Source organism: Citricoccus sp. CH26A (genome assembly GCF_000224415.1).
Taxonomy (GTDB): Bacteria; Actinomycetota; Actinomycetes; order Actinomycetales; family Micrococcaceae; genus Citricoccus.
On the sequence record NZ_AFXQ01000014.1, the window covers coordinates 15,376 to 41,097 of the forward strand.

At 70.9% G+C, this 25,722-nt stretch carries 23 protein-coding genes; 14 read left to right on the forward strand and 9 right to left on the reverse strand.

The genetic code is table 11. The annotated features are described in order from the left end of the window. Positions 1–55: 55 nt before the first annotated feature. Both CITRI_RS0109690 and CITRI_RS0109695 read right to left on the reverse strand, forming a co-directional pair. The gene (locus tag CITRI_RS0109690) at positions 56–988 is read right to left on the reverse strand and encodes a helix-turn-helix domain-containing protein (protein ID WP_010144583.1); all 933 of its coding nucleotides are present in this window, start codon (positions 986–988) and stop codon (positions 56–58) included. Positions 989–1,246: 258 nt separating this feature from the next. Further along, entirely contained in the window at positions 1,247–1,843 is a 597-nt protein-coding gene (locus CITRI_RS0109695; protein WP_010144584.1) for a TetR/AcrR family transcriptional regulator, read from the reverse strand. Positions 1,844–2,067: 224 nt separating this feature from the next. On the opposite strand from CITRI_RS0109695, the gene CITRI_RS0109700 reads away from it, so the two are divergent. From CITRI_RS0109700 to CITRI_RS0109710, 3 genes are all read left to right on the forward strand, one after another. Further along, positions 2,068–4,071 carry a primary-amine oxidase gene (locus CITRI_RS0109700; RefSeq protein ID WP_010144585.1) on the forward strand — a complete coding sequence of 668 codons (2,004 nt, stop codon included), beginning with the start codon at positions 2,068–2,070 and terminating at the stop codon, positions 4,069–4,071. A gap of 151 nt (positions 4,072–4,222) precedes the next feature. Then, entirely contained in the window at positions 4,223–4,717 is a 495-nt protein-coding gene (locus CITRI_RS18460) for a hypothetical protein (protein WP_010144586.1), read from the forward strand. A 23-nt stretch (positions 4,718–4,740) separates the two neighbouring features. Next, positions 4,741–6,507, forward strand: coding sequence for an amidohydrolase (locus CITRI_RS0109710; RefSeq protein WP_010144587.1), 1,767 nt, complete (start codon positions 4,741–4,743; stop codon positions 6,505–6,507). A 154-nt stretch (positions 6,508–6,661) separates the two neighbouring features. Here the strand turns inward: CITRI_RS0109710 and CITRI_RS0109715 are convergent, their stop codons facing one another. The 3 genes from CITRI_RS0109715 to CITRI_RS0109725 form a co-directional block, all read right to left on the reverse strand. Then, entirely contained in the window at positions 6,662–8,212 is a 1,551-nt protein-coding gene (locus CITRI_RS0109715; RefSeq protein WP_010144588.1) for a GMC family oxidoreductase, read from the reverse strand. A 344-nt stretch (positions 8,213–8,556) separates the two neighbouring features. Beyond that, positions 8,557–10,032: an aldehyde dehydrogenase family protein gene (locus CITRI_RS0109720; RefSeq protein WP_010144589.1), complete on the reverse strand. Its 1,476-nt coding sequence runs from the start codon at positions 10,030–10,032 to the stop codon at positions 8,557–8,559. A gap of 102 nt (positions 10,033–10,134) precedes the next feature. Beyond that, positions 10,135–10,968, reverse strand: a complete 834-nt coding sequence (locus CITRI_RS0109725; protein WP_010144591.1) for an alpha/beta fold hydrolase — start codon at positions 10,966–10,968, stop codon at positions 10,135–10,137. A gap of 146 nt (positions 10,969–11,114) precedes the next feature. On the opposite strand from CITRI_RS0109725, the gene purB reads away from it, so the two are divergent. The 4 genes from purB to CITRI_RS0109745 all read left to right on the forward strand — a co-directional run bounded on the left by purB (position 11,115) and on the right by CITRI_RS0109745 (position 15,014). Continuing rightward, positions 11,115–12,608, forward strand: coding sequence for an adenylosuccinate lyase (purB, locus tag CITRI_RS0109730; protein ID WP_010144592.1), 1,494 nt, complete (start codon positions 11,115–11,117; stop codon positions 12,606–12,608). Positions 12,609–12,627: 19 nt separating this feature from the next. Then, positions 12,628–13,353, forward strand: coding sequence for a trimeric intracellular cation channel family protein (locus CITRI_RS0109735; protein WP_010144593.1), 726 nt, complete (start codon positions 12,628–12,630; stop codon positions 13,351–13,353). A 121-nt stretch (positions 13,354–13,474) separates the two neighbouring features. Next, positions 13,475–14,335: a methylenetetrahydrofolate reductase gene (locus tag CITRI_RS0109740; protein ID WP_010144594.1), complete on the forward strand. Its 861-nt coding sequence runs from the start codon at positions 13,475–13,477 to the stop codon at positions 14,333–14,335. Between the two features lie 169 nt (positions 14,336–14,504). Beyond that, positions 14,505–15,014, forward strand: a complete 510-nt coding sequence (locus CITRI_RS0109745; protein ID WP_083843406.1) for a septum formation family protein — start codon at positions 14,505–14,507, stop codon at positions 15,012–15,014. A 98-nt stretch (positions 15,015–15,112) separates the two neighbouring features. On the opposite strand, the gene CITRI_RS18465 is transcribed toward CITRI_RS0109745, so the two are convergent. Together CITRI_RS18465 and CITRI_RS0109755 are read right to left on the reverse strand one after the other, a co-directional pair. Then, positions 15,113–16,177, reverse strand: coding sequence for a type IV toxin-antitoxin system AbiEi family antitoxin domain-containing protein (locus CITRI_RS18465; protein WP_029139201.1), 1,065 nt, complete (start codon positions 16,175–16,177; stop codon positions 15,113–15,115). Positions 16,178–16,578: 401 nt separating this feature from the next. Further along, on the reverse strand, positions 16,579–18,006 hold the full coding sequence (locus CITRI_RS0109755) for an aminomethyl transferase family protein (protein ID WP_237709034.1): 1,428 nt from the start codon (positions 18,004–18,006) through the stop codon (positions 16,579–16,581). Positions 18,007–18,163: 157 nt separating this feature from the next. On the opposite strand from CITRI_RS0109755, the gene CITRI_RS17255 reads away from it, so the two are divergent. From CITRI_RS17255 to CITRI_RS0109780, 5 genes are all read left to right on the forward strand, one after another. After that, entirely contained in the window at positions 18,164–18,658 is a 495-nt protein-coding gene (locus CITRI_RS17255; RefSeq protein WP_010144598.1) for an acyl-CoA thioesterase, read from the forward strand. Between the two features lie 91 nt (positions 18,659–18,749). Beyond that, positions 18,750–18,953, forward strand: coding sequence for a hypothetical protein (locus CITRI_RS17260; RefSeq protein ID WP_010144599.1), 204 nt, complete (start codon positions 18,750–18,752; stop codon positions 18,951–18,953). A gap of 237 nt (positions 18,954–19,190) precedes the next feature. After that, on the forward strand, positions 19,191–19,424 hold the full coding sequence (locus tag CITRI_RS0109770; RefSeq protein WP_010144600.1) for a heavy-metal-associated domain-containing protein: 234 nt from the start codon (positions 19,191–19,193) through the stop codon (positions 19,422–19,424). Positions 19,425–19,560: 136 nt separating this feature from the next. After that, entirely contained in the window at positions 19,561–21,585 is a 2,025-nt protein-coding gene (locus CITRI_RS17265; protein WP_010144601.1) for a cation-translocating P-type ATPase, read from the forward strand. 112 nt (positions 21,586–21,697) lie between these two features. Further along, positions 21,698–22,603, forward strand: a complete 906-nt coding sequence (locus tag CITRI_RS0109780; protein WP_010144602.1) for an NADP-dependent oxidoreductase — start codon at positions 21,698–21,700, stop codon at positions 22,601–22,603. A gap of 53 nt (positions 22,604–22,656) precedes the next feature. On the opposite strand, the gene CITRI_RS0109785 is transcribed toward CITRI_RS0109780, so the two are convergent. Next, complete coding sequence (locus CITRI_RS0109785) at positions 22,657–22,851, reverse strand: hypothetical protein (protein ID WP_010144604.1); 195 nt, start codon at positions 22,849–22,851, stop codon at positions 22,657–22,659. Between the two features lie 192 nt (positions 22,852–23,043). Between CITRI_RS0109785 and CITRI_RS0109790 the strand changes: the two genes are divergently transcribed. Continuing rightward, positions 23,044–24,483 (forward strand): rhodanese-like domain-containing protein, encoded by a 1,440-nt coding sequence (locus tag CITRI_RS0109790; protein ID WP_010144605.1) that lies wholly within the window; start codon positions 23,044–23,046, stop codon positions 24,481–24,483. 202 nt (positions 24,484–24,685) lie between these two features. On the opposite strand, the gene CITRI_RS0109795 is transcribed toward CITRI_RS0109790, so the two are convergent. Next, on the reverse strand, positions 24,686–24,943 hold the full coding sequence (locus tag CITRI_RS0109795) for a metal-sensitive transcriptional regulator (protein WP_010144606.1): 258 nt from the start codon (positions 24,941–24,943) through the stop codon (positions 24,686–24,688). Positions 24,944–25,073: 130 nt separating this feature from the next. Here CITRI_RS0109795 and CITRI_RS0109800 point away from each other — a divergent pair, with 130 nt between their 5' ends. Beyond that, entirely contained in the window at positions 25,074–25,664 is a 591-nt protein-coding gene (locus CITRI_RS0109800) for a rhodanese-like domain-containing protein (RefSeq protein WP_010144607.1), read from the forward strand. Positions 25,665–25,722 lie beyond the last annotated feature (58 nt).

A 25,722-nucleotide genomic window follows, 5' to 3' on the forward strand; every position in this document is an offset into this window, starting at 1 on the left:
CGGCTGCGAGCGCGACAGGCCCCCGCCGCGGTCGTCAGGGTCGCGTGCGGCCGGCTCAGAGATGGTCGCGGCGGTACTGGGCCGGGGACTGGCCGAACTCGGCGCGGAACACCCGAGAGAAGTGCGCCGGGTCCGCGAGGCCCCAGCGGGCGCCGACGGCTGCCACGGGCACGTCCCGGTGCAGCGGGTCCTGCAGGTCCCGGCGACACTGTTCCAACCGCCGTTCCCTGATCCACCGGGCCACCGTGTGGTCGGTGGTGGCGAAGAGCTGGTGCAGGGCCCGGGTGGAGATGTAGTGCGCCGCCGCGATCATGTCCGGTCCCAGGTCCGGGTTGGCCAGCTGGGACTCGATGAAGTGATGGATCCGGCGCAGCAGTCGCGACTGCTGGGTGCTGTCCGCCTCCTGGCGCGAGTAGAGCTCGTCCGCCATCACGGTGGCCAGCAGGTCCACGACGTTGAGGGCCAGCCGGTGACCGATCGGCCCGTCCAGGGTCGGCAGCATCGCGCCGATCTGCGTGATGAAGGGGGCGACGGCCTGCCCGAGCCGGTGGCCGGCGCCCATCGTGGTCGCCGTGAGCTCCCGGACGTCGTCGGTGGACAGGCCGGCGAGCTGGCGGGGGAACATCAGCACGAGGGTCGAGAACTCCTCGTCGAACGACAGCGAGTAGGGACGCTCAGTGTCGTAGATCGCCAGGTCTCCCGGCTGCAGCAGGGTCTCGCGCCCGTCCTGGACCAGCAGCCCGTGACCGCTGACCTGCAGGCTGAGCTTGTAGTACCCCGGCCCGGCCTGGCCGATCAGCTCCGGAGTGCGGAGCACGGCATGGGACCCGGCCTGGACACGCATGATCGCCAGTTCCCGCAGGTGCCGTCCGGCGAGGTGCCCCGTGAATGGGCCCGGGCGCACCTGTTCGGCGGCGAGCGGCACGAACGACTCGGAGACGAGCCGGCGCCACTGGACGAAGTCCGAGGCGGTGTCCTGCTGGTACATGGCGATCCTCCTGGAGACACGAGCGGGGCACCCGGGCGGACCGGGGCCTGCTCCGGTGGATGACCATGCCATCGGCAGGGGGGGTGTGGCGCAGGTCACCGTCAGGACCACTGTAGGCGGCAGAACGGCGCCCGTCACGGGTTTCTCTCCACTGGGAGGAAAACCCCAGGCGCCGGCGCACCCGGGTAGCGGCGGTGACGACCGGGGATCAGCCCGGGGGCGTGGGGTCAGCGCCCGACCAGCGCCGGGCGGGTGAGCTCAGCGCCGCGCGCGCAACCGATCCAGCTGGGCCGCCAGTTGCCGCTCGAGGTCGGCGGGCCCGGTCGCCGACCGGTCGATGACGGCGGAGATCTGGCTACCGAGCAGGAAGTTCAGCAGCACGTCGCCGACCGCGGGGATGTCCACGCCCGGCTCCAGTTCGCCGGTTGCGCGCGCCTGCTCCATCCAGCCGGTCATGGACCGCCGCCACTGTGCCATCGAGACGTTGTTGAGGTCGGCCCCGCGCGGATCATGGGCGGCCTCCTGCCAGAAGGAGATCACCACGCGGGCCTCGTCCAGCCGCTCGGCGTCCAGGGGCAGCACCTCGCGACAGAAGGCCTCCAGCGCCACCAGCCCGCCCAGGTCGCGGGTCGCCACCTCGACGCGCCGGTTCGTCCGGTCGAAGACGAAGGCGTAGGTCGCCTCGATCAGTTCGGCCTTGGTGGGAAAGTAGGGCTTGAGGGCGCCGTTGGCGAAACCGGCCTCGGCCGCGATCTGGCGCATGGTGGCCCCGGAGAGGCCGTGCCGGGCGATGATCCGCCACGTGGCCTCGACCAGCTCCTGCCTGCGCTGCCCGTGGTCTACCACCTTCGGCATCGCCACCCCCTCTCCCGCGCCCCGCAGCGCGCCGCGGGACCGGCCCGCCGTCGTCGGGATCATTGTGCCACCGCGCCGCGCCCGCCCGGGGGCGTGACCTCGGCGACCACACACCCCTTGCCCCCGGGGCCTCCCCGTGCTTATTCTCTACAACTGTAGATGTAAACGTGACGCACTTCACTGCGGCGTCGACCCCAGGCTCTCCTCCCCCGAAAGGTCCGGACATGACCACCACCGATTCCGGTACTCGCGACGACACCGTGCTCTCCGAGGACTCCACCCCCGGCGCCTACGCCCTGCAGACGCCCGAGGAGATCGCGATCGTGCGCGAGGTCCTCGCCGAGGCCGGGCTCTTCTCCGAGTCCATGCGCATGGGGTACCTCGGTCTCCTCGACCCGGTCCGTGGCACCCCCGCCGACGCCCCGGTCGACCGCCGTTTCCGCGTCTTCCTGCTGAACACCGAGCACGGCCGCTCCCACGACGTCGTCGTGTCCGCCACGCACCGCCGGGTGGAGTCGGACACGGTGCTGGACACCGAGGCCAGTGGCGAGCTGCCCGTGCTGGAGGAGGAGTTTGAGGTCGTGGAGTCGGTGCTCGCCGAGGACCCGCGGTGGCTCGAGGCGCTGGCCAAGCGCGGGATCCCGGTCGAGGAGGTCCGCGTGGCCCCACTGTCCGCCGGCGTGTTCGAGTACCCGGAGGAGAGGGGGCGGCGCATCCTGCGCGGGCTGGCCTTCCACCAGCAGCACGAGACCGACTCCGCCTGGGCCCACCCGATCGACGGCCTGGTCGCCTACGTGGACGTGGCCGCCCGGAGCGTCGACCAGGTGATCGACCTCGGCGTGATGCCGGTGCCGGCCGAGCACGGCAACTACACCGACCCCGAGCTGACCGGCCCGATCCGCACCACCCAGAAGCCGATCGAGATCACCCAGCCCGAGGGCCCGTCCTTCACCGTGACCGGGGGCAACCACGTGGAGTGGGAGAAGTGGTCCCTGGACGTCGGCTTCGACATGCGCGAGGGCCTGGTGCTGCACAACATCTCCTTCCAGGACGGCGAGCGCACCCGCCGGATCCTGGACCGGGCCGTGATCGCGGAGATGGTGGTGCCCTACGGCGACCCCTCCCCCGTGCGGTCCTGGCAGAACTACTTCGACACCGGCGAGTACCTCGTGGGCCAGTGGGCCAACTCGCTGGAGCTGGGCTGCGACTGCCTGGGCGACATCACCTACCTCTCCCCATGGGTCGTCAACAACGTGGGCGAGCCGCGACAGGTGAAGAACGGCATCTGCATGCACGAGGAGGACTGGTCCATCCTGTCCAAGCACACCGACCTGTGGTCCGGGATCGCCTACACGCGCCGCAACCGGCGCCTGGTGATCTCGTTCTTCACCACGGTCGGCAACTACGACTACGGCTTCTACTGGTACCTCTACCTGGACGGCACCATCGAGTTCGAGGCCAAGGCCACCGGCATCGTCTTCACCTCCGCGGTGCCGGACGGGCCCACCGACTTCGCCTCGGAGATGGCCCCCGGCCTGGGTGCCCCCTTCCACCAGCACCTGTTCTCCGCCCGCCTCGACTTCGCCCTCGACGGCGGCGCCTGCCGGGTCGAGGAGGAGGACGCGGTGCGCCTGCCGATCTCAGAGGACAACCCCCGCGGCAACGCCTTCACCCGCAAGCGCACCGTGCTGGCGACCGAGCAGCAGGCCCAGCGCGACGCCGACCAGTCCGTGGGACGCACCTGGGTGGTCTCCAGCACGGAATCCACCAACCGGCTCGGCCAGCCGGTGGCGTACAAGCTGCACCCCGAGGGGACGCCGACGCTGCTGGCGGCGGAGGGGTCCTCCATCCACCGCCGGGCCACCTTCGCCTCCAAGGCCCTGTGGGTCTCCCCGTATCACCAGGACGAGCGCTACCCCACGGGCGACTTCCCGAACCAGCACGCCGGCGACGGCGGCCTGCCGGACTGGACGCAGGCCGACCGGAACGTGGACGGCGAGGACCTGGTCGTGTGGCACACCTTCGGGCTGACCCACTTCCCGCGCCCGGAGGACTGGCCGATCATGCCCGTGGACCACGTCGGGTTTCGCCTGCGGCCTGAAGGCTTCTTCGACCGCTCCCCCGTCCTGGACGTCCCGGCCCCCCGATCCGGCCACTGCTGCGCGCCGGGCGAGGGCGGCACCGAGGCCCCGGCCGGAGCAGGTCATGGCTGCTGTAGCGGCCACTGAGACCACCGCAACCGGCCGGTCCGGCAGGGTGCGGGGGTCGCACCGCACACCCGCGGTGCCACCCCGAAGGGGCCATGCCCCGGGTCCCGACGGGGTCACCCTCCCGTCGGGTGCGGACCGGGCCGGTGTCACCCCGCACCGGACGGGGCCGGTGACCCTGGCGGGCCCGGCCACCCTGGCGGCGGCCGGGCTGGCCGCGGCCTCCGTGCCGCTGCACGGCTGGATGCTGGTGGCCCACTCCCACGGCGTGGTCCTGTCCCTGCTGATGGGCGCCATGGCCCTGTGGTGCCTGTGGTGCGCGGTCGGCGCGGTCCGCCGGGGTGACACCCGGACGGCGGTCACCGCCTGTCACCGGATCCGGGCGCTGCGGCACCTCTGGGTGATGGCCGGGACGATGGCCCTGCTGCACGTGGTGCTGCTGACCGGGGCGCTCGGCGGCGGCGGCCACCACGGAGCCCACGGAGCGGGCGCCGGCACCGCGCCGTCAGCCACGACGGGCCTCACGGCGTCAGCGGTCGTCGAGCCTGGGGCCGGCGCGGGAACATCGCTCATGCTGGCCATCGTCGCCCTGGAGGTCGCGGTCTGCTTCGCCTGCGCCCTGGCACTGCGGACCCGCCGACCGTCACCTCACCTGCTGACTCCATGAACCACACGATGAAGGGAACGCACATGTCCTCACCCTCCCCCTCCAGCGACACGACGCCGGGCGGTGAGCCCGCCCGGGAACCGACCGGGCCGACGTCGGGCTCCGACGGACCGCTGGTGCTGACCGGATCCCGCATCTTCACCGCCGATCGCGACCGCCCCTGGGTGGAGGCCCTGGCCGTGGCCGAGGGGCGCATCCTCGTGGCCGGCTCGCTGGCCGAGGCCCGGCAGGCGGCGGGACCGGATGCCGAACTCGTCGACCTGCAGGGCGCTCTCGTGATGCCGGGCTTCTGCGACGTGCACATCCACCTCGGCCTCGGCGGCCGCCAGCTCGCCTGGGAATTGCCGGTGCTTCCGACGGACAGTGTCGAGGAGATCCTCGCCAAGGTGCGGGACTGGAGCACCGCCCTGCAGCCGGACGACTGGGTCGTCGGCGGGATCGTGGGGTCCACCGTGATGGACACCCTTGTCGATGTGGGGATGCTGGCGGCCCTGGACGAGGCCTCGGGCGGGCGCCCGGTGATGCTGCGGGACGACTCCATGCACAACCGGTGGGTGAACTCGCGGGCCCTGGAGGCGATGGGGGTCGGCCCGGACTCGCCCGATCCCCAGGACGGCACCTATGTCCGTGACCAGGAGGGCCGGCTGACCGGCGTGCTGTGGGAGATGGCCTCCCAGGTGGCCGAGGCGACGGTGGCCGATAGCATCCAGGACCTGGACGCCTACCTCCGTCGCGCCCTGCGGGAGGGCCTGCGCGCGGCGCACTCCTTCGGCATCACCTCGGTGCAGGAGGCGGCCACGATGGAACCCACCCTCCGGGCGCTGCACCGGATGGACTCCGCGGGTGAACTGACCGCGTGGGTGGTGGCCTCCATGCCGGCCCAGCAGTTCCTGGAACCCGGAGCCGTGGGACCGGAGCTGTTCGAGGCCGCCGAGCAGTACCGCAGCACCCACGTCCGTCCCGACTTCGCCAAGTACGTCCTGGACGGGGTCCCGATGACCCGCACCTCGGCCATGCTGGGCCCCTACCGCTGCTGCGCCGACCATCACTCCCCGGAGGACCGCGGGCACCTGATCTGGGATCCCGAGGAGCTCCGCGCCTCGCTGTCGGACACCGTCGGGCGGGGACTCAGCGCCAAGCTGCACGCCACCGGTGACGCCGCCGTGCGGGTCGTCCTCGACACCGTGGAGCACGTCCGCCGTACCCACGGCGGGCAACCGCGGTTCCACGTGGCGCACGCCGAGTACATCGCGCGCGAGGACCTGCCCCGGTTCGCCGAGCTGGACGTCGTGGCAGACGCGTCCCCGTACATCTGGTATCCCTCGGTCATCCAGTCCTCCATCTCCCAGCAGGTCAGCGAGGAGGTGTTCGAGCAGAGCTGGCCGATGCGGGATCTCGTGGATTCCGGGGCCGTGGTGGCGGCCGGCTCGGACTGGCCGTGCGCCCTGCCCAGCCCGGACCCCTGGGTGGGGCTGCAGACCATGGTCACGCGCCGCAGCCCGGACGGGTCCCTGCCCGGTGCCCTGAACGCCGACCAGGCCCTGACCGTGGAGGAGGCCGTGGCCGCGTTCACCCGGGAGCCGGCCCGTGCCATGGGCCTCGGTGACGTGACGGGCCGGCTCGCCCGGGGCCTGGCGGCCGACTTCATCGTGGTGGACCAGGACGTGTTCACGGTGGATCCGGAGGACATCCACCGGACCCGGGTGCTGCAGACCTGGTTCGCGGGGCGTCCCGTCCACACCGCCGCGCAGGACGAGGAGCCCGTCGGGGCCGGCGCACCCCGCGACTGAGCCCCACCGGGGCCGGTCCGGTGGCTGGTCCTGTCCCCCTGGACGGTGCTGGGAGGGACGATTCCAGCCACCCGACGACGGCGGCGCCGCACCTGCCCAGGGTGCGGCGCCGCCGTCGTGGTGCGGGCCGAGGGGTGGACCCGGAAGTGCCGGTTCAGAAGGGCGTGACACCCGTGATCGCCGCGGCGGCCTTCTCCCCGATCAGCACGGAGGGGGCGTTGGTGTTGCCGGTCGTCACCCGGGGCATGATCGAGGCGTCCGCCACCCGCAGCCCCCGCAGGCCGTGCACCCGGAAGGTCTCGGGATCCACCACGGCCTGTGCCCCGGTGCCCATCGCGCACGTGCCGACCTGGTGGTGGTAGGTCGTGGTGGTGTTGCGGATGTACGCGATCAGCTCATCGTCCGAGTCACCCACGGCCGGGCCGGGGAAGACCTCCTGCGCGCCGAGCTCCTGCAGGGCGGGCCGGGCCGCGATGGACCGGCACTGGCGCAGCGAGAACAGCATCGCCTCCAGGTCCTCGGGTGCGGTGTACGCGCCCAGGTCGATGCGCACCGGGTCCTCCGCGTCGGGCCCGGACAGCGTCAGGCTGCCCCGGGAGGCCGGCCGCACGATCCCCGCCAGCAGGGAGAACCCCTCCTCGGGCCCCTCCATGAGCTCCCCGGCGGTGTTGGTGTACATGGGCACGGAGAAGAAGATCGGCTGGGTGTCCGGCACGTCCATCTCCGGGGAGGACTTGGCCCAGTAGTGCACCTGGGCCACCGCCACCTCGGGCGCCGGCTGGGGCTGTTCGGTGGTGCAGACCACCGGCACCAGCAGGTGGTCGTGCAGGTTGCGCCCGACGCCGGGCAGGTCCAGCACCACGTCCACGCCCACCTCGCGCAGGTGTTCGGCGGGGCCCACGCCGGAGCGCAGGAGCAGTTCCGGCGAGCCGATCGCCCCGCCGGCGAGGACCACCTCCCCCGCCTCGACCGTGAACCGATCCTGCCCGCGCGTGAACTCCGCACCCGTCACCGCGCCGTCCCGGATGAGCAGGCGCCGGGCGTGCGCGCCCGTGACCAGGGTGAGCCTCGGATGGTCGGCGATCGGCTTGAGGTAGGCCCGCCAGGTGTTGAAGCGCTTGCGGTCCCGCAGGTTCAGCTGCATCCACCCCACGCCCTCCACGGAGCCGGCGTTGTAGTCGGCATTCCGGGGCACGCCCTCCTGGACGGTGGCGTCGTGCATGGCCTGCTGGACGGGGTGACGCGAGTAGTCCGTGGTGACGTCCAACGGGCCGTCCTGGCCGCGGACCCCGGGGTCGCCGTCCGCGTAGGCCTCGATGGCCCGGAAGTACGGGAGCACCTCGTCCCAGGACCAGCCGGTGCAGCCGTCCTGGGCCCAGCCGTCGAAGTCGGCCCGGTCGCCGCGGACCCAGATGGTCGCGTTCAGGGCGTGCGAGCCGCCGAGCACCTTGCCCCGGGGGAGGTGGACTCGGCGATCGTTGAGCTCGGGCTGGGGCTCGGTGAAGTAGTTCCAGTCCACGTCCGAGCCCCACAGGTAGCCCAGCCGGGAGACGTCGTCGATGTCCGGGTTGATGTCATGGTCTCCGGCCTCCGCGAGGGTGACCGTATGCCCGGCGTCCAGGAGCCGGCGGGCGATGACGCAGCCGGCGGAACCGGCTCCGATCACCAGGAAGTCAGTGGGTTCTGTGGTGGTGGTCTCGGGCATCGCGGCGCTCCGTTCCGGGTCGGTCAGTGCTCTTGCCCGTGCCCGGGCAGGCCACTGCGAGCACCGCCCGGGGCACGGTGATAGGCGTCACCGTACGTCAGGAGCACGGCCTGGGCATTGACTATGGGTGCTTGACCCCTGACGATCCGCGCATGAACGACGGCGGCGTCGCACTGTCAAGGTGCGACGCCGCCGTCGGAGGGGGTGACGCCGAGGGGCCGGAAGGCCTCGGACGCATCAGGTGTGGAATCCGTCGGCCAAGGATGCCCTCATGGCCGACGAATCCCACTCCTGATGTCAGGCGGCGGGGTTCAGGGGCGATCCCCCGCGGCCGGTGCGGCCATTCAGAGGCGCTTGACGCCGATGGTGTGGGCGGTGGTGAACTCCTCGATGGCCCATTCACCGTTGAACCGGCCCAGCCCGGAGTTGCGTTCCCCGCCGAAGGCCACGTGGGCCTCGTCCTGGACGGTCATCTCGTTGACGAAGGTCATCCCGGCCTTGACCCGCTGGGCGAAACGCACGCCGCGGTCCAGGTCCTGGGTGAACACCGCCGAGGACAACCCGTAGACGTGGTCATTGGCCAACTGGAGGGCGTGGTCCTCGTCCTCGGCCTTGAGCACCGCGACCATGGGGCCGAAGATCTCCTCGCGGGCGATCTCCATCTCCGGGCTCACGTCGGTGAACACGTGCGGGGGGACCACCCGGCCGGTGATCTCGCCCTCGACCGCGACCGTCGCTCCGGCATCCCGCGCCCCGGCGATCTTCTTCTTCAGTCCCTCGAGCTGGGAGTCGTTGACCACCGGGCCGACCAGGGTGCCCTCGGCGGCCGGATCACCGAACTTCACCGACTGGGCCGCGGCGGTGAACTTGGCCACGAACTCGTCATAGACCGGGGCCTGGACGATGATCCGGTTCACGGACATGCAGATCTGACCCGAGTGCAGGAAGGTGCCCGGGATCGCCTGGCCGACCGCGGCGTCCAGGTCCGCGTCGTCCAGCACCACCAGCGGGGCGTTGCCCCCCAGTTCCAGGGAGACCTTCTTCAGGTGCTCCCCCGAGGTGGCCACGGTGCCCACGTTCTGGCCCACCGGGGTGGACCCGGTGAAGGAGATCAACCTAGGGACCGGGTGCGCCACGAACGCGTCCCCGATCTCCGAACCGGCACCCACCACCACCGAGAGCACACCGGCCGGCAACCCGGCCTCCTCGAAGACCCGGGCGAGCAGCAGCCCACCGGTCACCGGGGTGTCCGAGGCCGGCTTGATCACCACGGCGTTGCCCAGGGCCAGGGCCGGGGCCACCGAGCGCTGGGACAGGTGCAGCGGGAAGTTCCACGGGCTGATCACCCCGACCACCCCGACCGGGGTGCGGTAGACCCGCATCTCGCGGTCCGGGGTGTTCGAGGGATGGATGGTGCCGTGCACCCGGGTCGGGAACGAGGCGGACTCGGCCGTGATGCCCGCGGCCAGGGACACCTCGATGTTGGCCTTGAGCACGGTCGCCCCGCCCTCGGCGACCAGCCAGGACACGATCTCCTCGCGGCGCTCCTCCAGGATCTCCCCGGCCCGGCGGATGATCCTGGCCCGCTCGCCCGGGGCCATCGCGGCCCAGCCCGGCTGGGCGGCCTCCGCGGCCCGGTAGGCCTCGTCCAGGTCCTCTACCGAGGCCTGCCGGATCCGCGCCACCACCTGGTCGTTGAACGGGTTGGTGTCCGTGTTCACCTTCTCCGAACGCCCCACCCGCCACGCACCGGCGATGAACTGGGTGTCCACCGGCTGCCCGGCGAACGTGGCGGTCGTGGTCTCTGCAGTCGCAGTCATGAATCTCTCTCCTTCGAGGAAACGCCGGCGCCGGGGGAAGACGCCGTGATTGATGGTCTATCAGAGAACGCTGGCGGGAACCTGCATGTCGACGACCACCACTCAGTCCCCGGCCAGGTAGTCCAGCACGGCCCGCGCCACCCCCTCGGGGTTCTCGAGCGCGAGGTCGTGACCGGCGCCGGCGATCGTGCCCAGCCGGGCGTCCCCGAGGCGCCGCGCCATCTCCCCGGCCAGCTCCGGTGACAGCTCGAGGCTGTGCTCACCGCGCAGCAGCAGCACGGGGCAGGAGATCGCGTCGATGGCGTCCCACAGCACGGCCGGGTCCACGCTGTCGAGCGAGCCGACCAGCCCCCGGGCGTCGAAGCGCCAGCGGTACCGGCCGTCGTCGCCTCGCACCAGGCTCTGCTCGACCGACCGGCGGACGAGGTCGGGACGGGCCCGGGGACCACCGGAGCGCAGGGCGAGCGCCTCGGCCACGGTGCCGTGGGACGCGGCTCCGAGCTCCTGCAGGTACTCACGCAACCATGCCTGGAGCTGGCCGTCGGCGGTCTTCGGCGCGGTGTCGGCGATGACCAGCCTGCCGAAGAGGTCGGGCCGCCGCGCCGCGGCCAGCAGGGCCACGGTGGCGCCCATCGAGTGCCCGATCACGACGGGGCGGTCCAGCCCGACCGCCTCCAGCCACGCGATCAGGTCCTCGCCCATGGTGGACCGTGCGTAGTCCCCGGCCCAGTCACTCAGCCCGTGCCCGCGCTGGTCCAGCACCCAGACCTGGTGGGCCACCGCCAGTTCCGCCACGGCCGGGTCCCACTCCCGGGCATGCCCCAGGAGCCCGTGGAGCATCACGAGCGGGGTGCCGCTGGGGCGTCCGACCACGCGGTAGTGCAGCCTCAGTCCCCGCACCTCAGCCCAGCGCGACTCGTCCGGGAACTCGTCCACAGACTCCGTCCCGGCCGTCCCGCTCCCCGCCGTGCGCCTCCACGGCCACCCGAACCTCGATCTCTTCGCCATGTCCACAGCATGGCCGATCCCACCCGTGACGCGGTCAGCATGTCGGCGCCGCGGCGCGTGGGAGAATATGGGCCATGCCTGAGTCCTCCACGCCGCAGTCCGCCTCCGCCACCGGTTCCGCCGCGGGTTCGCCCGCCGCGTCGGCCGCCGTCCCCGCGTCGCAGGGCCCGACGCCGGCCCGCCGGTCCCTGGCCGACGCCGGCATCCCGCTGGGCCCGCTCGACGGACGGTACCGCGCCGCCGTCGCGCCGCTGGCGGACCACCTGTCCGAGGCCGCGCTGAACCGCAACCGCATCCACGTGGAGGTGGAGTGGTTCATCCACCTGGCCAACCACCAGGTCCTGCCGGGACTGTCCCCGCTGACGCCGGAGCAGGAGGCGGGACTGCGGGCCATCGTCACGGACTTCGGCCCCGAGGGCGTGGACGAGCTGGGCTCGATCGAGGCCAAGACCGTGCACGACGTCAAGGCCGTGGAGTACTACATCGGCCGCCGGCTCGAGGGCCTCGGGCTGGCCCACCTGACCCCGCTGGTGCACTTCGCCTGCACCTCCGAGGACATCAACAACCTCTCCTACGCCGTGGGCGTGCGTGACGCGGTGCTGGACGTCTGGCTCCCGGGCGCCCGGGCCGCCGTCGGGACCATCCGCGAGCTGGCCGCGAGTGCGGCGGGCGTACCCATGCTCTCCCGCACCCACGGCCAGCCGGCCACGCCCACCACGCTGGGCAAGGAGATGGCCGTGTTCGTGTTCCGGCTGGAGCGGCAGCTGCGGCGGATCGAGCAGCAGGAGTACCTGGGCAAGATCAACGGCGCCACCGGCACGTACGCCGCACACCTGGCCGCCGCGCCGGACGCCGACTGGCAGGAGGTCTCCCGCACGTTCGTGGAGCACCTCGGGCTGACCTGGAACCCGCTGACCACCCAGATCGAGTCGCACGACTGGCAGGCGGAGCTGTACGCGGACGTCGCCCGGGTCAACCGGATCCTGCACGGGTTCTGCGTGGACGTGTGGAGCTACATCTCGATCGGCTACTTCGCGCAGATCCCGGTGGCCGGCGCCACCGGTTCCTCGACGATGCCGCACAAGGTCAACCCGATCCGCTTCGAGAACGCCGAGGCCAACCTCGAGCTCTCCAACGCGCTGCTGGACTCCCTGGGCGCGACCCTGGTGGAGTCCCGCTGGCAGCGCGACCTCACCGACTCCACCTCGCAGCGCAACATCGGGGTGGCCCTGGGGCACTCGGTGCTGGCACTGTCCAACGTCACCAAGGGCATGAAGCAGCTCAAGGTCGCCGAGCAGGTGCTCGCCGGGGACCTGGACGAGAACTGGGAGGTGCTCGGTGAGGCCGTGCAGACCGTCATGCGCGCCCAGGCGATCGCCGGCGCCGAGGGCATGGACAACCCCTACGAGCGGCTCAAGGACCTCACCCGCGGGCAGCGGGTGGACGGGGTGCGGATGCGCGAGTTCGTGGCCGGACTGGGCCTGGGGCCCGACGCCGAGGCCCGGCTGATGGCGCTCACCCCCGCCTCCTACACCGGGCTGGCCGAGGAGCTGGCGCAGGGCGTCTGAGCCCGCGCCGGGGACAGTGATGATCACGCTGACGCTGTGGCGGGCGGGCGTGGAACCGGAGATCCCGTCACCCTCGAACGAACTGGACCCGCTGGTCGAGCAGCTGGAATCCGCGCTGCCCACCCTGCTGCTGGTCCTGGACCTGCTCGGGGTGTTCTTCTTCGCGGTGTCCGGGTCCCTGCTGGCGGCCCGGCGCCACTTCGACATCATCGGGTCGGTGTTCCTGGCGTTCTTCGCCGGCCTGGGCGGCGGCGTGGTGCGGGACCTCATCATCAACGAGGGCGTGCCGAACTCCTTCTCCAACCCGCTCTACCTGCTCCCGCCGCTGCTCGCCGCGGGCCTGGTCTACGTCCGCTTCATCCGTCAGGACCGGATGCGCCGCGGCCTGCTGGTGTTCGACGCGGCCGGGCTCGCCCTGTTCTGCGTCACCGGTACCCGGACCGCGCTGGCGGCCGGGATCACCCCGGTCATGGCGATCGTGCTGGGCGTGACCACCGCCGTGGTCGGCGGGCTGCTGCGCGACGTCACGGCCAACGAGGTGCCCGAGATCTTCAACCCGCGGGGCCTCTACGCGGTGCCCGCACTGTTCGGGGCCGGGCTGACCGCGCTGCTGTGGTGGCTGCATTGGTTCAACTGGGTCTCGTTGGCCCTGATCATGGTCGCCGTGTTCACCGTCCGAGTCGCATCCCTGCGCCGCCGGTGGAGTGCGCCCTACGCGGACCGGGGCATCAAGGCGACCGACTGAGCGCCACCCCCCTATACCTATCGCCATAGTTATATTAGGGTCGGTTCCAGCAGTGTGATCGAGACCACCGTCGGGGCGCCACCACCGGGCCCGCCGACCCAAGGACCGCCGAGGAAATGCCATGAACGCCACCCCCGCCACCGGCCGCCAGACCGTCATGACCGAGCCCTCGCTGGAGATGACCGGCAAGGACAAGGACATCGAGTCCCTGCGCGATGCCGCCTCCGTCATCCCGCAGGGCACCCGCATCAACGTCACCTTCCTCGGCAACGAGGACCTGTCCATGCGCGTCAAGGCCTCCACCGCCGCCCGGGACCTCGGCTTCATCCCGGTCCCGCACATCTCGGCCCGCCGGCTGACCTCGCAGGCGGAGCTCGTCGAGTTCCTCACCGCGCTGCGGGAGCAGGTCGGCACCACCCACGCATTCGCCGTCGGCGGGGACCCGTCCGAGCCGATGGGGCCGTACGCCTCCTCGCTCGAGGTCATCGAGTCCGGCCTGTTCAAGGAGCACGGGTTCACGGACATCTCGATCGCCGGCTACCCCGAGGGCCACCCGGACATCACCGAGGCCCAGCTCTGGGACGCCCTCGAGCGCAAGAACGCCTCCCTGCAGGAGCAGGGCCTCAACGGCACGATCCTCACCCAGTTCGGCTTCGACGTGGACCCGATCGTGCACTGGATCGAGGAGGTCCGCCGCCGCGGCATCCAGCTGCCGATCCGCGTGGGCGTGCCCGGCCCCGCGGGCATCAAGCGCCTGCTGACCTACGCCAGCCGCTTCGGCGTCTCCACGTCCGCGGGCATCGCCAAGAAGTACGGCTTCTCCCTGACCAACCTGCTCGGCACCGCCGGCCCCGACAAGCTGATCTCCGCCCTGGACGCGGCCATGACCGAGGACCACGGCGACGTGAAGCTGCACTTCTACACCTTCGGCGGCATGCGGGCGACCGCGGAGTGGATCGAGGAGTACCAGCGCAAGCACTGACCTCCACCGCCCAGCTGAGCTGCCGTCGTCGGGATACCGGCGGCGGCAGCACGGTGTGGCAGGGGGCTTCGGTAGTGCCGTGCGGCGAGGGTGGCAGCCACCCCGTGAGGACTGTGGTGACGACCGGGAGGACACGGACGGGCGCGGTCGCCTCCGTAGAGTGGGGGACATGAGTCGTCCCCGGCCTGTGCGCGCCCTGTCCGCCCCGACGGCGGCACTCACCCTCGCGGCCCTGCTCGCCGGGTGCGGTGGCCCGGGAGCCACGGAGGAGGTGGTCGGGGCGTCCACCCCTACGCCCGCCGCCTCCGCGACGGAGACGAGCATCTTCAAACTGTCCCCGGGCCAGTGCTACGACCGGCCGACTGCGGACGGCCTCTATGCGGTCGAGGTGGTGCCCTGCACCGTGGCCCATGACCTCGAGGCCTACGCCCTGTTCCAGCTCGACGAGCCGTCCTGGCCGGGCGACCAGCGGGTGCACGGGCTCGCCGACGCCGGCTGCCGCGCGGAGTTCACCGCCTTCACGGGCACGGCCCCGGAGGACTCCGATCTCGGGTACACCATGTACACCCCGTCCTCGGGGTCCTGGTCCGAGGGCGACCGCCAGGTGCTGTGCGCCCTCCAGCTCAACAGCGGCGGTCGGTTGATCGGCTCCCAGGCCGGTCACACCGGTCGGGGCTGAAGCCCGGACGCCCCGCATCACGGACGCCAATCATCCCAGGATGGACATTTCAGGCCGGGAGGAACTGGGGAGATGTCCATCCTGTCCTGACATTCCGGTCACCTCCGCCAAGGCACACCCGCTCGCCGCAACTTCGCCTCCAGCCTGGCCGGGCTGCGCAGGTCCTCCGCCAACCACCGCACCATGCGCAACCCCTGGTCGCAGATGGCATCCTCACGGCGCCTCTCTTCGGCGATGACCTGCTCCGCGGAGAGCCCGGAGTAACTGCGCCGGCCCAGGTACTTAGCCAGGCCGTCGAACTCCCCCACCGTGCCGGCGCCCTCCCACCAGAAGTCCGTGATGCCCAGCAGCGCGCCGCTCTCATCGTGCACCCGATGCTGCATCTCCGGGAGGGCGAATCCGAGGTCGCGGATCACCACCCGGCTGACGGATTCTCCCGGCGAATCGGTCTCCCCCGTGGCGAATCGCGCGCGCATCAGGAAACGCTCCCTCGCGGCCGCCGAGGTGCAGAGCTCCTGCAGGCCCAGCAATTCTTCCCGGGACCAGGGCGTCGGTGTGGATGCCCTCGTGTTCTTGAGTCCGGCAGGCCGGCCGGCCAGGAGGGCGTCGAGCACCGCGGCGGCCTCCGCGGGGTCCATGCAGGGAATGGTGTCAGCCAGCGTCCGGTCCAGGGATTCGACCCGGAGGGAGATCCCTGCCAGCACCAGTTCCTCGGAGGGCATGCCACCCCGGTCCACGCCTCGGAGTGGTCGCCATGCCCGCGGCCACATCCGGTGCCGCTCCGCGAACGGCGCGTGCTGGGCGCCCGCTTTTCGAACCGGCCTCCTGGTTCCCGACGATCCGGCGCGTGCCGACCGGACACTGATCTCCCGGGGGAACGACCACAGGCTGATCCCGTGGAGGGCCAGCGCCGTCTCCCGGCAGAACATTGCGGCACCCGCTCGCCGGGAGGCTGCGATGGCCAGCACGGTGGCCATGTACCGGTTCATCGGATAGGCGTCATTCCATCCCGCGCGCTCGGCGTAGACACCCGGACGGATCCGGACGAGATCACCGCGCTCCACGGCCCTCGACAGTCGCCTGGGGTCCTGCGCAGAGGTGCCCGATGGGTCGGCCAGCATCATCGGGATGGTCCAGGCGCGCAGGGTTCCGTCTGCCTGCATGCGCACGGGATGGTCCGCGTAGAGTCCTGGCACACCTGCACGGGATGGGGATGTCGTGAGCGTCATCGGTCCAGCACATCGCGGAACGCGGTCGCCGTGCCGCCCTGGTGGCCGAGCGTGTGGACAACCCGGCCAGATGATCCCCGGGAGGCGAGCTGTGGAATGACCGCCGCCGGTCAACAATGCTCCAATGGACCATTCAGGCCGGCAGGAACCGGGGACCTGTCCACCGCGGCATGATTCCCGGCCGCCCCACCCACGACGACGGCGCCCCACCTCCGAGGAGATGGGGCGCCGCGCGCTCGGGCCGGGTCAGGATGGGGCCAGCGACCCGTCACGGGCCGCCCGCGAGGGACTACCCATCACGGGCCATCCATCCGGGTCCGGACAGCGGACCGGGATCAGGCCTTGTAGCCGGTGCGCCAGCCTTCCTGGTAGGACTCACGCGCCACGGCGGAGTACGGCACCGGGGAGACGGTGGCGTTGACCTCGGTCTGCTGGTGCGGCTCGACGGTGGTCTTCTTCGTGCCGCCGTCCTCCTCGCCCCAGACGACCTTCAGCCGGGCGCCCTCGGGCACGTCCGGGTTGATGGTGGCCAGGGACAGGGCGCGCTTCTCGTTCGCCGAGTAACCGGTGAACATGGACACGCCCACCACGGTGCCGTCATCGTCGATCACCTTGTCGAAGTTGGACGAGCCGTAGTTGGCCAGCGGCAGGTCGAAGTACTTGAAGGGGGTGCCCTCCGTGTCGTACAGCGAGGCCTGGATGCGCTGAATGTCCTCGGCGTCCCACGCCAGGGTGACCTTCTTGCGCTGGGCGGCGGGATCCATCTTCTCCAGGGCGTCGCGGCCGATGAAGTCGTGGTCGAACTTCACGAAGGACCCGTAACCGAGCTCCCAGGGGGTGTGGTAGTAGTCCTCGATGTTGTCCGAGACGAACGAACCGGCCACGGCGTTGTTGGCCTCGTAGGAGTCGGCGCCCAGCCACTGGCGGTACTCGGCCAGCAGGCCCTCACCGGTGTAGATGGCCGGCAGCGGGGACGGGATCCAGCCGGACTCCAGGGTGTTGGAGGGGTAGGCCCGCGAGCCCACGGCCAGCATGCCGAACTCCTCGCCGGCGGCCAGGATGGCGTCGCGCATGCGGTCGTAGTCGGCGTAGGGGCCCCAGATCTCCAGGCCCGGGGCGCCGGACATGCCGTGGCGCAGGGTGCGGACCTGGGTGCCCTCGATGTTCATCCAGGACATGTTGAAGAACTTCAGCTTCTCGAGGGAGCCGCCGTGCAGCTTCTCGATGATCTCCCAGGCGCGCGGGCCCTGGATCTGGAAACGGTAGTACTCGCGCTGCACCGGCTTGCCCATGGGGCGGGAGGGCGAGCGGCGGTCCTCGACGATCTCCAGGTTCTGGTAGCCGTTCTTCTCGGCGTTGAACAGCAGCCAGTTGGTGGACGGAGCGCGGCCGACGTAGACGATCTCCTCCTCGGCCTGGCGGAACATGATGCCGTCACCGATGACGTGGCCGGCCGGGGTGACCGGGACGTACTGCTTGGCCTTGTCCACGGCGAAGTTGGCCACGGAGTTGATGGCGGTGTCCGAGATGAGGTTGATGGCGTCCGGGCCGCGCAGGATCAGGTTGTCCATGTGGTGGGACTGGTCGAAGAGCACCGCAGAGTCCCGCCAGGCGCGCTGCTCGGAGCGCCAGTTCGAGAACTCGGGGGCCACGACGGGGTAGATGTACGCGCCGATCTGCGCATTGCGCAGGCGCTCGACGACGTTGCCGGACTCGTCCAGCACGTCCTGCAGAGACTTGGTGGTCGACATGGTTTCAGACATCGGTTCGGTCCTCTCGGATGGTCCTGCGGAGGGGGTTCTGCGAGCAGGGAGTGATCTGCCCCACACCTGCTTCGTCACCGACCATATACCTATACGCATAGGTATGTCGATACCCTCCGCCCTGCCCCGCAGCCACGCCCCGGGCTACGCTCCCCCCATGACCATCCAGCCCCCGAACGAGCCCGCCGACCGCACCTCCGACCTGCCCACCCCCGGCCCGGACGGCACCGCGCGGGCCGGCGCGGACCCCGTCAGCTTCCACACCCGCAAGTGGGTCAAGCCCGAGGACCTCAACGCCAACGGCACGCTCTTCGGTGGGTCGCTGTTGCTCTGGATCGACGAGCAGGCGGCCATCTACGCGAGCATCCAGCTGGGCACCCACCGCGTGGTCACCAAGTTCATCTCCGAGATCAACTTCGTGTCCTCGGCCCGCCAGGGGGACATGATCGAGATGGGCCTGAAGGCCACCCACTTCGGCCGCACCTCCCTCACCATGCGCGCGGAGGTCCGCAACATGATCACCCGCCACGTCATCCTGACGATCGAGCGGATGGTGTTCGTCTCGCTCGGCGAGGACGGCAAGCCCGCCCCGCACGGCTACACGGACATCACCGACGACCGGGACCGGTTGCCGATCGAGCTCCGGGACTGAACAACACCGCGATTGCACATCCCCGGGACCGGTGCAACCGTGCATTGACACGGGAAGAAGCCGATAATGGAGACAACCGAGAGGAGACGTCATGAGCGAAGCCACCCACGATCCGCAGACGACGACCGAGACGGTGACGGTCACCAAGACGGTGACCACCACGGACGCCGACCTGGCACAGCAGCTCGTCAACGACGCCACCCAGCAGCAGGTGAAGTACGAGCACGACGACGCCAAGGCCGATGACTGGGGCAAGGCCTCCTTCCCCGCCTCGGATCCGCCGCAGAACTACTGACCACCCCGCAAGGCCCGACGGCGCCGCCGTCGCCTTCCAGCCCCGGCCCGGCCCCGGACACCCTCCGGCGCCGGGCCGTCCTGCGTCCTGCCTCCTGCCTCCTGTGTCGAGCTCCCCCGCGGTCCCCGGCCGGCGCGAGGACGATTCCCGGACTTGACCCAGGTCAAGGATCCGCATCCCGCTCCCCCGTAGGTTGACGGTGTCAGCACCAGACACGACGAACGAAGGGAGTCACAGATGACCACCGCGACCACCGCCCACACCATCTTCCGCGCGGAGGGCTTCTCCTGCCCGTCCTGCGTGGGCAAGATCGAGAAGCAGGTCGGCCGGCTCCAGGGCGTGCAGAACGTGACGGTCCACTTCGCCTCCGCCCGCATCGAGGTCGACCACGACGAGACCACGACCTCCGTCGAGGACATCGTCACCGCCATCGCCAAGGCCGGTTACACGGCCACCCCCTCGGCCTTCTGATCCGGTCGCCCGCCCGTGACCCGCCGCGGTCACGGGCAACCGGTGGTCCGCACCGTGACCGCCCGGTCCAGCCGCCCTCTCCCCCTCGCCCCCTCGCATCCACCCCTCGCATCCACCCGGAAAGGCCGCACCCACCGTGAACAGGCTCCAGACATGGCTCCACAGCAGTTGGTCCGTCCCGATCCTCTCGGGCCTGCTCATCCTCCTCGCGCTCGGCATCGGACGCCTCGGTGGCGGTGCATGGAACGCGGTCATCGGGCCCCAGTGGTGGATCGACGCCGGTGAGCACGCGCACGGCTCCGGCCACGCCTTCACCCTCGCCAACCTCTTCCTGCTGGCGGCGACCGTCGTGGCCGGTTACGGGATCGTGCGCACGGCGGTCCGCTCTCTGAGGATCAGGGTCATCGGCATCGACCTGCTGGTGGCCATCGCGGCCATCGGCGCCACTCTCATCGGCAACTTCTGGGAGGCGGCCGCGGTCACCTTCCTGTTCGCCATCGGTCACGCACTCGAGGCGGCCACGCTGAACAGGACGCGCTCGGCGCTGACCGAACTGGTCGCCGTCGCGCCGGACACGGCGATCGTGATGCGGGACGGTGAACAGGTCGAGGTCCCGGCCCACCTGGTCCGCACGGGTGAGATCGTGCTGGTCAAGAACGGCGCGAAGGTCCCCGTGGACGGCCAGGTGGTCTCCGGTACCGGCGCCATCGACGAGGCCTCCATCACCGGCGAGTCCATCCCGGTGGAGAAGTCCACGTCGGACCGGGTCTTCGCCGGCACCGTCTCCCGCGGGGGCTTCCTGCAGGTGCTGGCCACCGGGATCGGCGCGGACACCACGCTGGCCCGGATCATCCACCGCGTGGAGGAGGCCCAGGACACCAAGGCGAAGACCCAGGCCTTCATCGACCGCTTCTCGAGGTGGTACACACCGGCCGTGATCGTGCTGTCCCTGGTCACCTGGCTCCTCACCCAGGACGTGGTGCTGGCCCTGACCCTGCTGGTCATCGGCTGCCCCGGTGCCCTGGTGATCTCCATCCCGGTCGCCATCGTCGCCGGCATCGGGCGCGCCGCCCGCAACGGCATCCTCATCAAGGGCGGCGAGTTCCTGGAGACCTCCGCCAGGATCTCGGCCGTGGCCGTGGACAAGACCGGCACCCTCACCGAGGGCAGGCCCCGGTTGACGGATGTCGTCGTGCTGGGCGAGGGCACGGACCGCACCGACGTGCTGCGCTGGGCCGCAGCCGCCGAGGCCGGTTCGGAGCACCCGCTGGCCCGGCCCATCCTGGACTCCGCCCAGGAGGCGAGAGTGCCCCCGGTGGGCATCCCCGGTCACGTCACCCCGGTGCCCGGCAAGGGCATCGTGTCCGACGTCGGCGGGCAGCGGGTGCTGGTCGGCAACCTGCCGCTGCTGGCCCAGTACGGCGTGGCGGACGACGTCGGCGCCGGCCCGGCCGCGCACGGTCTCGCCGCCGCGGGCAAGACCCCGATGATCGTGGCCGTCGACTCGACGGTGATCGGGGTGATCGCGGTGGCCGACCAGGTCCGGCCGGACGCCCCGGCCATGGTCACCCGGTTGCACGAGGCCGGCGTGGAGAAGGTCGTCATGCTCACCGGTGACTCCCGCCTGGTGGCCGAGTCCATCGGCGCGACGACGGGGATCGACGAGATCCACGCCGCGCTGCTACCGGAGGACAAGCTGGAGGTGGTGGCACGCCTGCAGCGTGAGGGCCACACGGTGGCCATGGTCGGCGACGGCGTCAACGACGCCCCTGCCCTGGCCACGGCGGACATCGGCGTGGCCATGGGCGCGGCCGGTTCGGCGGTGGCCGTGGAGACCGCGGACATCGCGCTGATGGGCGACCACCTGATGAAGCTGCCGGAGTCGATCAGCCTGGCCCGGCGCACCGTGAGCGTGATGAGGCAGAACATCGCGATCGCGCTGATCACGGTGGTGCTGCTGCTGGCCGGTGTCTTCGCCGGCGGGGTGACCATGTCGGCCGGGATGCTGGTCCACGAGGCGTCCGTGCTGCTGGTGATCCTCAACGCCATGCGGCTGATGCGCAACGACAGCCACTCGACCGTGATGACGCGGCAGGCGCGGACCCCGTCCCGCCGCCAGGGACTCGAGGCCACCGAGGGCGCCCCGTCCGTGGGCGCCTGAGCGCCGGGTCCGCAGGACTGGATCGGGAGGCGTGAAACGGGGAAGGTGGGCTCGACGGCCCGCTCGCCACCCAGACGCGCCGCCCGGGGACAGGACACAGGAGGAGAACCAGATGTCGAAGGTGTTGGTCTTCACGGACTTCGGGGGCCCGGAGAACCAGGAACTCATCGAGCGCGAGGTGCCCCGGCCGCGCCCCGGACAGGTCGTCATCCGGGTGAAGGCGGCCGGCGTGAATCCGGCGGACGCGAAGATGCGCCAGGGGCTCTTCGGCAGGAAGCGCACGCTGCCCTCCCCGATGGGCCTGGAGGCCTCCGGGGTCATCACCGCGGTCGGCGAGGGCGTGGAGGACTTCGCCGTGGGGGACGAGGTCCTCGGCCTGCCGGTGCGGGGTGAGGGCACGTTCGCCGAGCACGCGGTGCTGGACGCGGCCAGGACCGTGGCCAAGCCACCGGAGATCTCCTTCGTGGAGGCGGCGACCATCCCCGTCGCCGGGACGGTCGCCTACGACGTCACCCACCAGGTCGAGCTCGAGCCCGGCCAGAGCCTGCTCATCCTCGGGGCCGGCGGCGGCGTGGGCCTGATGGCGGCTCAGATCGGCGCGGCGCACCGGTTCCGGGTGATCGGGGTGGCCAGCGCCTCGAAGAAGGAACTGGTGGAGTCCACCGGCGCCACGTTCGTCGAGTCCGGTGACGGCGTGGTGGACCGGGTGCGCGAGATCGCCCCCGAGGGCGTGGACCTGGTCGTGGACCTGGTCGGCGGGCAGGCGCTGCGGGGCATCGCACCCGTGGCGAAGGACCCGGGGCACGTCCTCACGACCGTGGACCCGGAACTCGCCGGGGAACTCGGCGGGTCCGGGGTGCGGCGCACCCGGGAGGCGCTGGCGAAGGTCACCGGCCTCTTCCAGCACGGCCTCATCGACCCGCACGTGGGCCGGCGCTTCAGCCTGGCCGAGGCCCGGGCCGCGATGGCCGCCGTCGAGGGCGGGCACGCCGCGGGCAAGGTGGTCATCGAGCCGTGAGCGCGGGCCACGACCGGATCGACGGCTGACCGACGACTGACCGACGAGTCGGGTCAGCGGCCGAACAGCCTGCCCAGCCAGCCCGAGCCGGCGCCCGCGGAGCCGCCCGCCCCCGCACCGACGGCTGCCTTCTGGTCGCACGTGCACCGGTTGGACACCGGGACGTTCCTCATCACCTGGTCCACGTGGTTGCCACACCCGGCCCACGTGGTCTTACCGCACTTGGCGCACTTCACTGCCTGGCACATGATGTGTCTCCTTCTCCTGAGGTCCTAGGGTCGGAGGCGTACCGAATCGAACGATCGCCGACCCCTCCGGAATATACCCCTAGGGGTATTAGTTACCAGCATACATCACCTTGCGGGATACCCCCGTAGGTATTACTCTCGACTCAGAACCGATACCCGAGGGGGTATCTGGAAACCAACGAAGGAGACTCCATGCTGCTTGAACGGATCTACGACGAGGACCTCGCCCAGGCCAGCTACTTCATCGGCTGCCAGAAGAACGGCACGGCCGTCGTGGTCGACGCCCGCCGTGACCTGACCCCCTACCTGGATCTGGCCGCGAAGAACGGCATGACCATCGTGGCGGTCACCGAGACCCACATCCACGCCGACTACCTCTCCGGCACCCGCGAGCTCGCCGCCAAGACCGGCGCCGAGATGTACGTCTCCGGCGAGGGTGGCCCCGACTGGACCTACGGCTTCGAGGCGAACCTGCTGCACGACGGGGACAAGATCACGATCGGCAACATCACCGTCCAGGCTGTCCACACCCCCGGCCACACCCCCGAGCACCTGTCCTTCCTCGTCACCGACGGGGCCTTCAGCGACCAGCCGGGCTACATGCTGACCGGTGACTTCGTCTTCTCCGGCGACCTCGGCCGCCCGGACCTGCTGGACGAGGCCGCCGGCGGGGTGGACACGCGCTTCGGCGGCGCCAAGGACCTGTTCCGCAGCCTCAAGGAGAAGTTCGTGACCCTGCCGGACCACGTCCAGGTCTACCCGGCCCACGGCGCCGGTTCGGCCTGCGGCAAGGCCCTGGGCGCGATCCCCTCCTCCACGGTCGGCTACGAGCGCCTCTACGCCTGGTGGGGCAAGTACGTCGCCGACGACGATGAGCAGGGCTTCGTCGACGAGCTGCTGGCCGGCCAGCCGGACGCCCACGCCTACTTCGGCCGCATGAAGCGCGAGAACCGGGACGGCCCGGCCGTGATGGGCGATCGTGCCCCGCTGCCGGAGCTGGCGATCGAGGACGTCGCCCGCGACCTCGAGCAGGACAAGGTCACCTTCGTGGACACCCGCCCCGTGGACGAGGTCCACGCCGGGACCGTTCCCGGGTCGATCAGCATCCCCGCCCCGGGCAAGATGGCCACCTACGGTGGCTGGGCCTACGACCCCGAGAAGGACGATCGCCCATTGGTACTGCTGGCCCAGGACCAGGAGCAGGCCCAGCAGTTCTGGGACCACCTGGTGCGCGTGGGCATCGACCGCGTCTCCGGGTACGTCACCGGGATCGAGGGCCTGCCGACCACCACCCCGCGTCTCATCCAACCGGAGGAGCTCGAGGGCTTCGACGCGGCCCTGGTCCTGGACGTGCGCAACAAGACCGAGTACACCGAGGGCCACATCCCCGGCTCGCGCCAGTTGAGCGCCGGCCGCGTGCTGTGGCACCAGGACCAGCTGCCCACCGAGGGCACCATCGTGACGTACTGCCAGTCCGGGATGCGCAACTCGGTGGCCGCCAGCGCCCTGCGCCGGGCCGGACACGACGTCGTCGAACTCGACGGCAGCTACAGCGCCTGGTCCGAGTGGGCCCGCCGCAGCGGAGTCCAGCCGGAGACCTCGGAGACCGCCCAGGAACCGGTCGGCGCCTGACCCGGCAGCCGACCGGCTGACGAGTCGCCCGGTCCACCGGACCGTCCGCAGAAGGGGCGCCCCACGGGGCGTCCCTTCTGTGCATCCCGCCTGCGCACTCCTTCCGCCTCCCCCGGGCGCGCCAAAGCCTCCGGGCACGCGAAAGCCCCCGGAGCGTTGACGGGTCAATGCTCCGGGGGCCTCGGAAACCGCAGTCCAGGCCTCAGGCCAGGGAGAGGAAGAGCTTCTCCATGTCCGCCTTGTCCATGGAGCCGTCCTCCGTGCGCAGGCACTGCTCCAGGCCGGTGGCGATGATGGCGAACCCGGCCCGGTCCAGCGCCTTGGAGACGGCGGCCAGCTGGGTGACCACGTCCTTGCAGTCGCGGCCCTCCTCGAGCATACGGGTGACCGCGGCGAGCTGGCCCTGGGCCCGCTTGAGCCTGTTGAGGACCGGCTTGAGCTCGGTGGTGTCGAGTTCCATGAGGTGCTCCTCGGGTCGTGGAGGGGGTATCAGTCCCCGCCATTCTATACCCCCGGGGGTGTGTTGCATACCCTAGGGGGTATGTGGCAGACTCATGGAGTCATATCCAGACGAACGGAAGAGAAGCCTCTTGACCTCCCCCACCCCCGCCCTGACCGACGTCGACGCCCCGACCCTGCGTGAGTGGATCGATCGCCACGATGACCTGATCGTGCTGGACATGCGTTCCGCCGCGGAGTTCGAGGGCCTGCACATCAAGGGTTCCTACAACGTCCCGCTTCCGCTGCTGTCCGAGCACGCCGACGAGCTCGCCCAGCGCCTGGACCGCCACGTGGTGCTGGTCTGCCAGTCCGGCGTCCGCGCCGGGCAGGCCCGCACCCGGCTGAACACCGCCGGCCTGGAGAAGGCCACGGTCCTCACCGGCGGCGTCCCCGCCTTCGAGGCCGCCGGTGGGGACGTCGTCCGCGGAGCCCAGCGCTGGTCCCTGGAGCGCCAGGTCCGCATGGCCGCCGGCTCCCTCGTGCTGGCCGGGATGCTGGGTGGGAAGCTCGTCTCCCCCAAGGTGAGCATGCTCGCCGGTGCCATCGGCGCCGGGCTGAGCTTCTCCGCCGTCACCAACACCTGCGCCATGGGCAACGTCCTGGCCAAGATGCCCTGGAACAGGACGGCCTCCGAGCCCACCGCCCAGTCCGCGATCGAGCAGTTGCCCTCCGCGGGCTGACCCAGACCGCCCGGCGGCGGCGCACCCCCTCCCCCCTCCGCGCCGCCGTCGGGCCCCT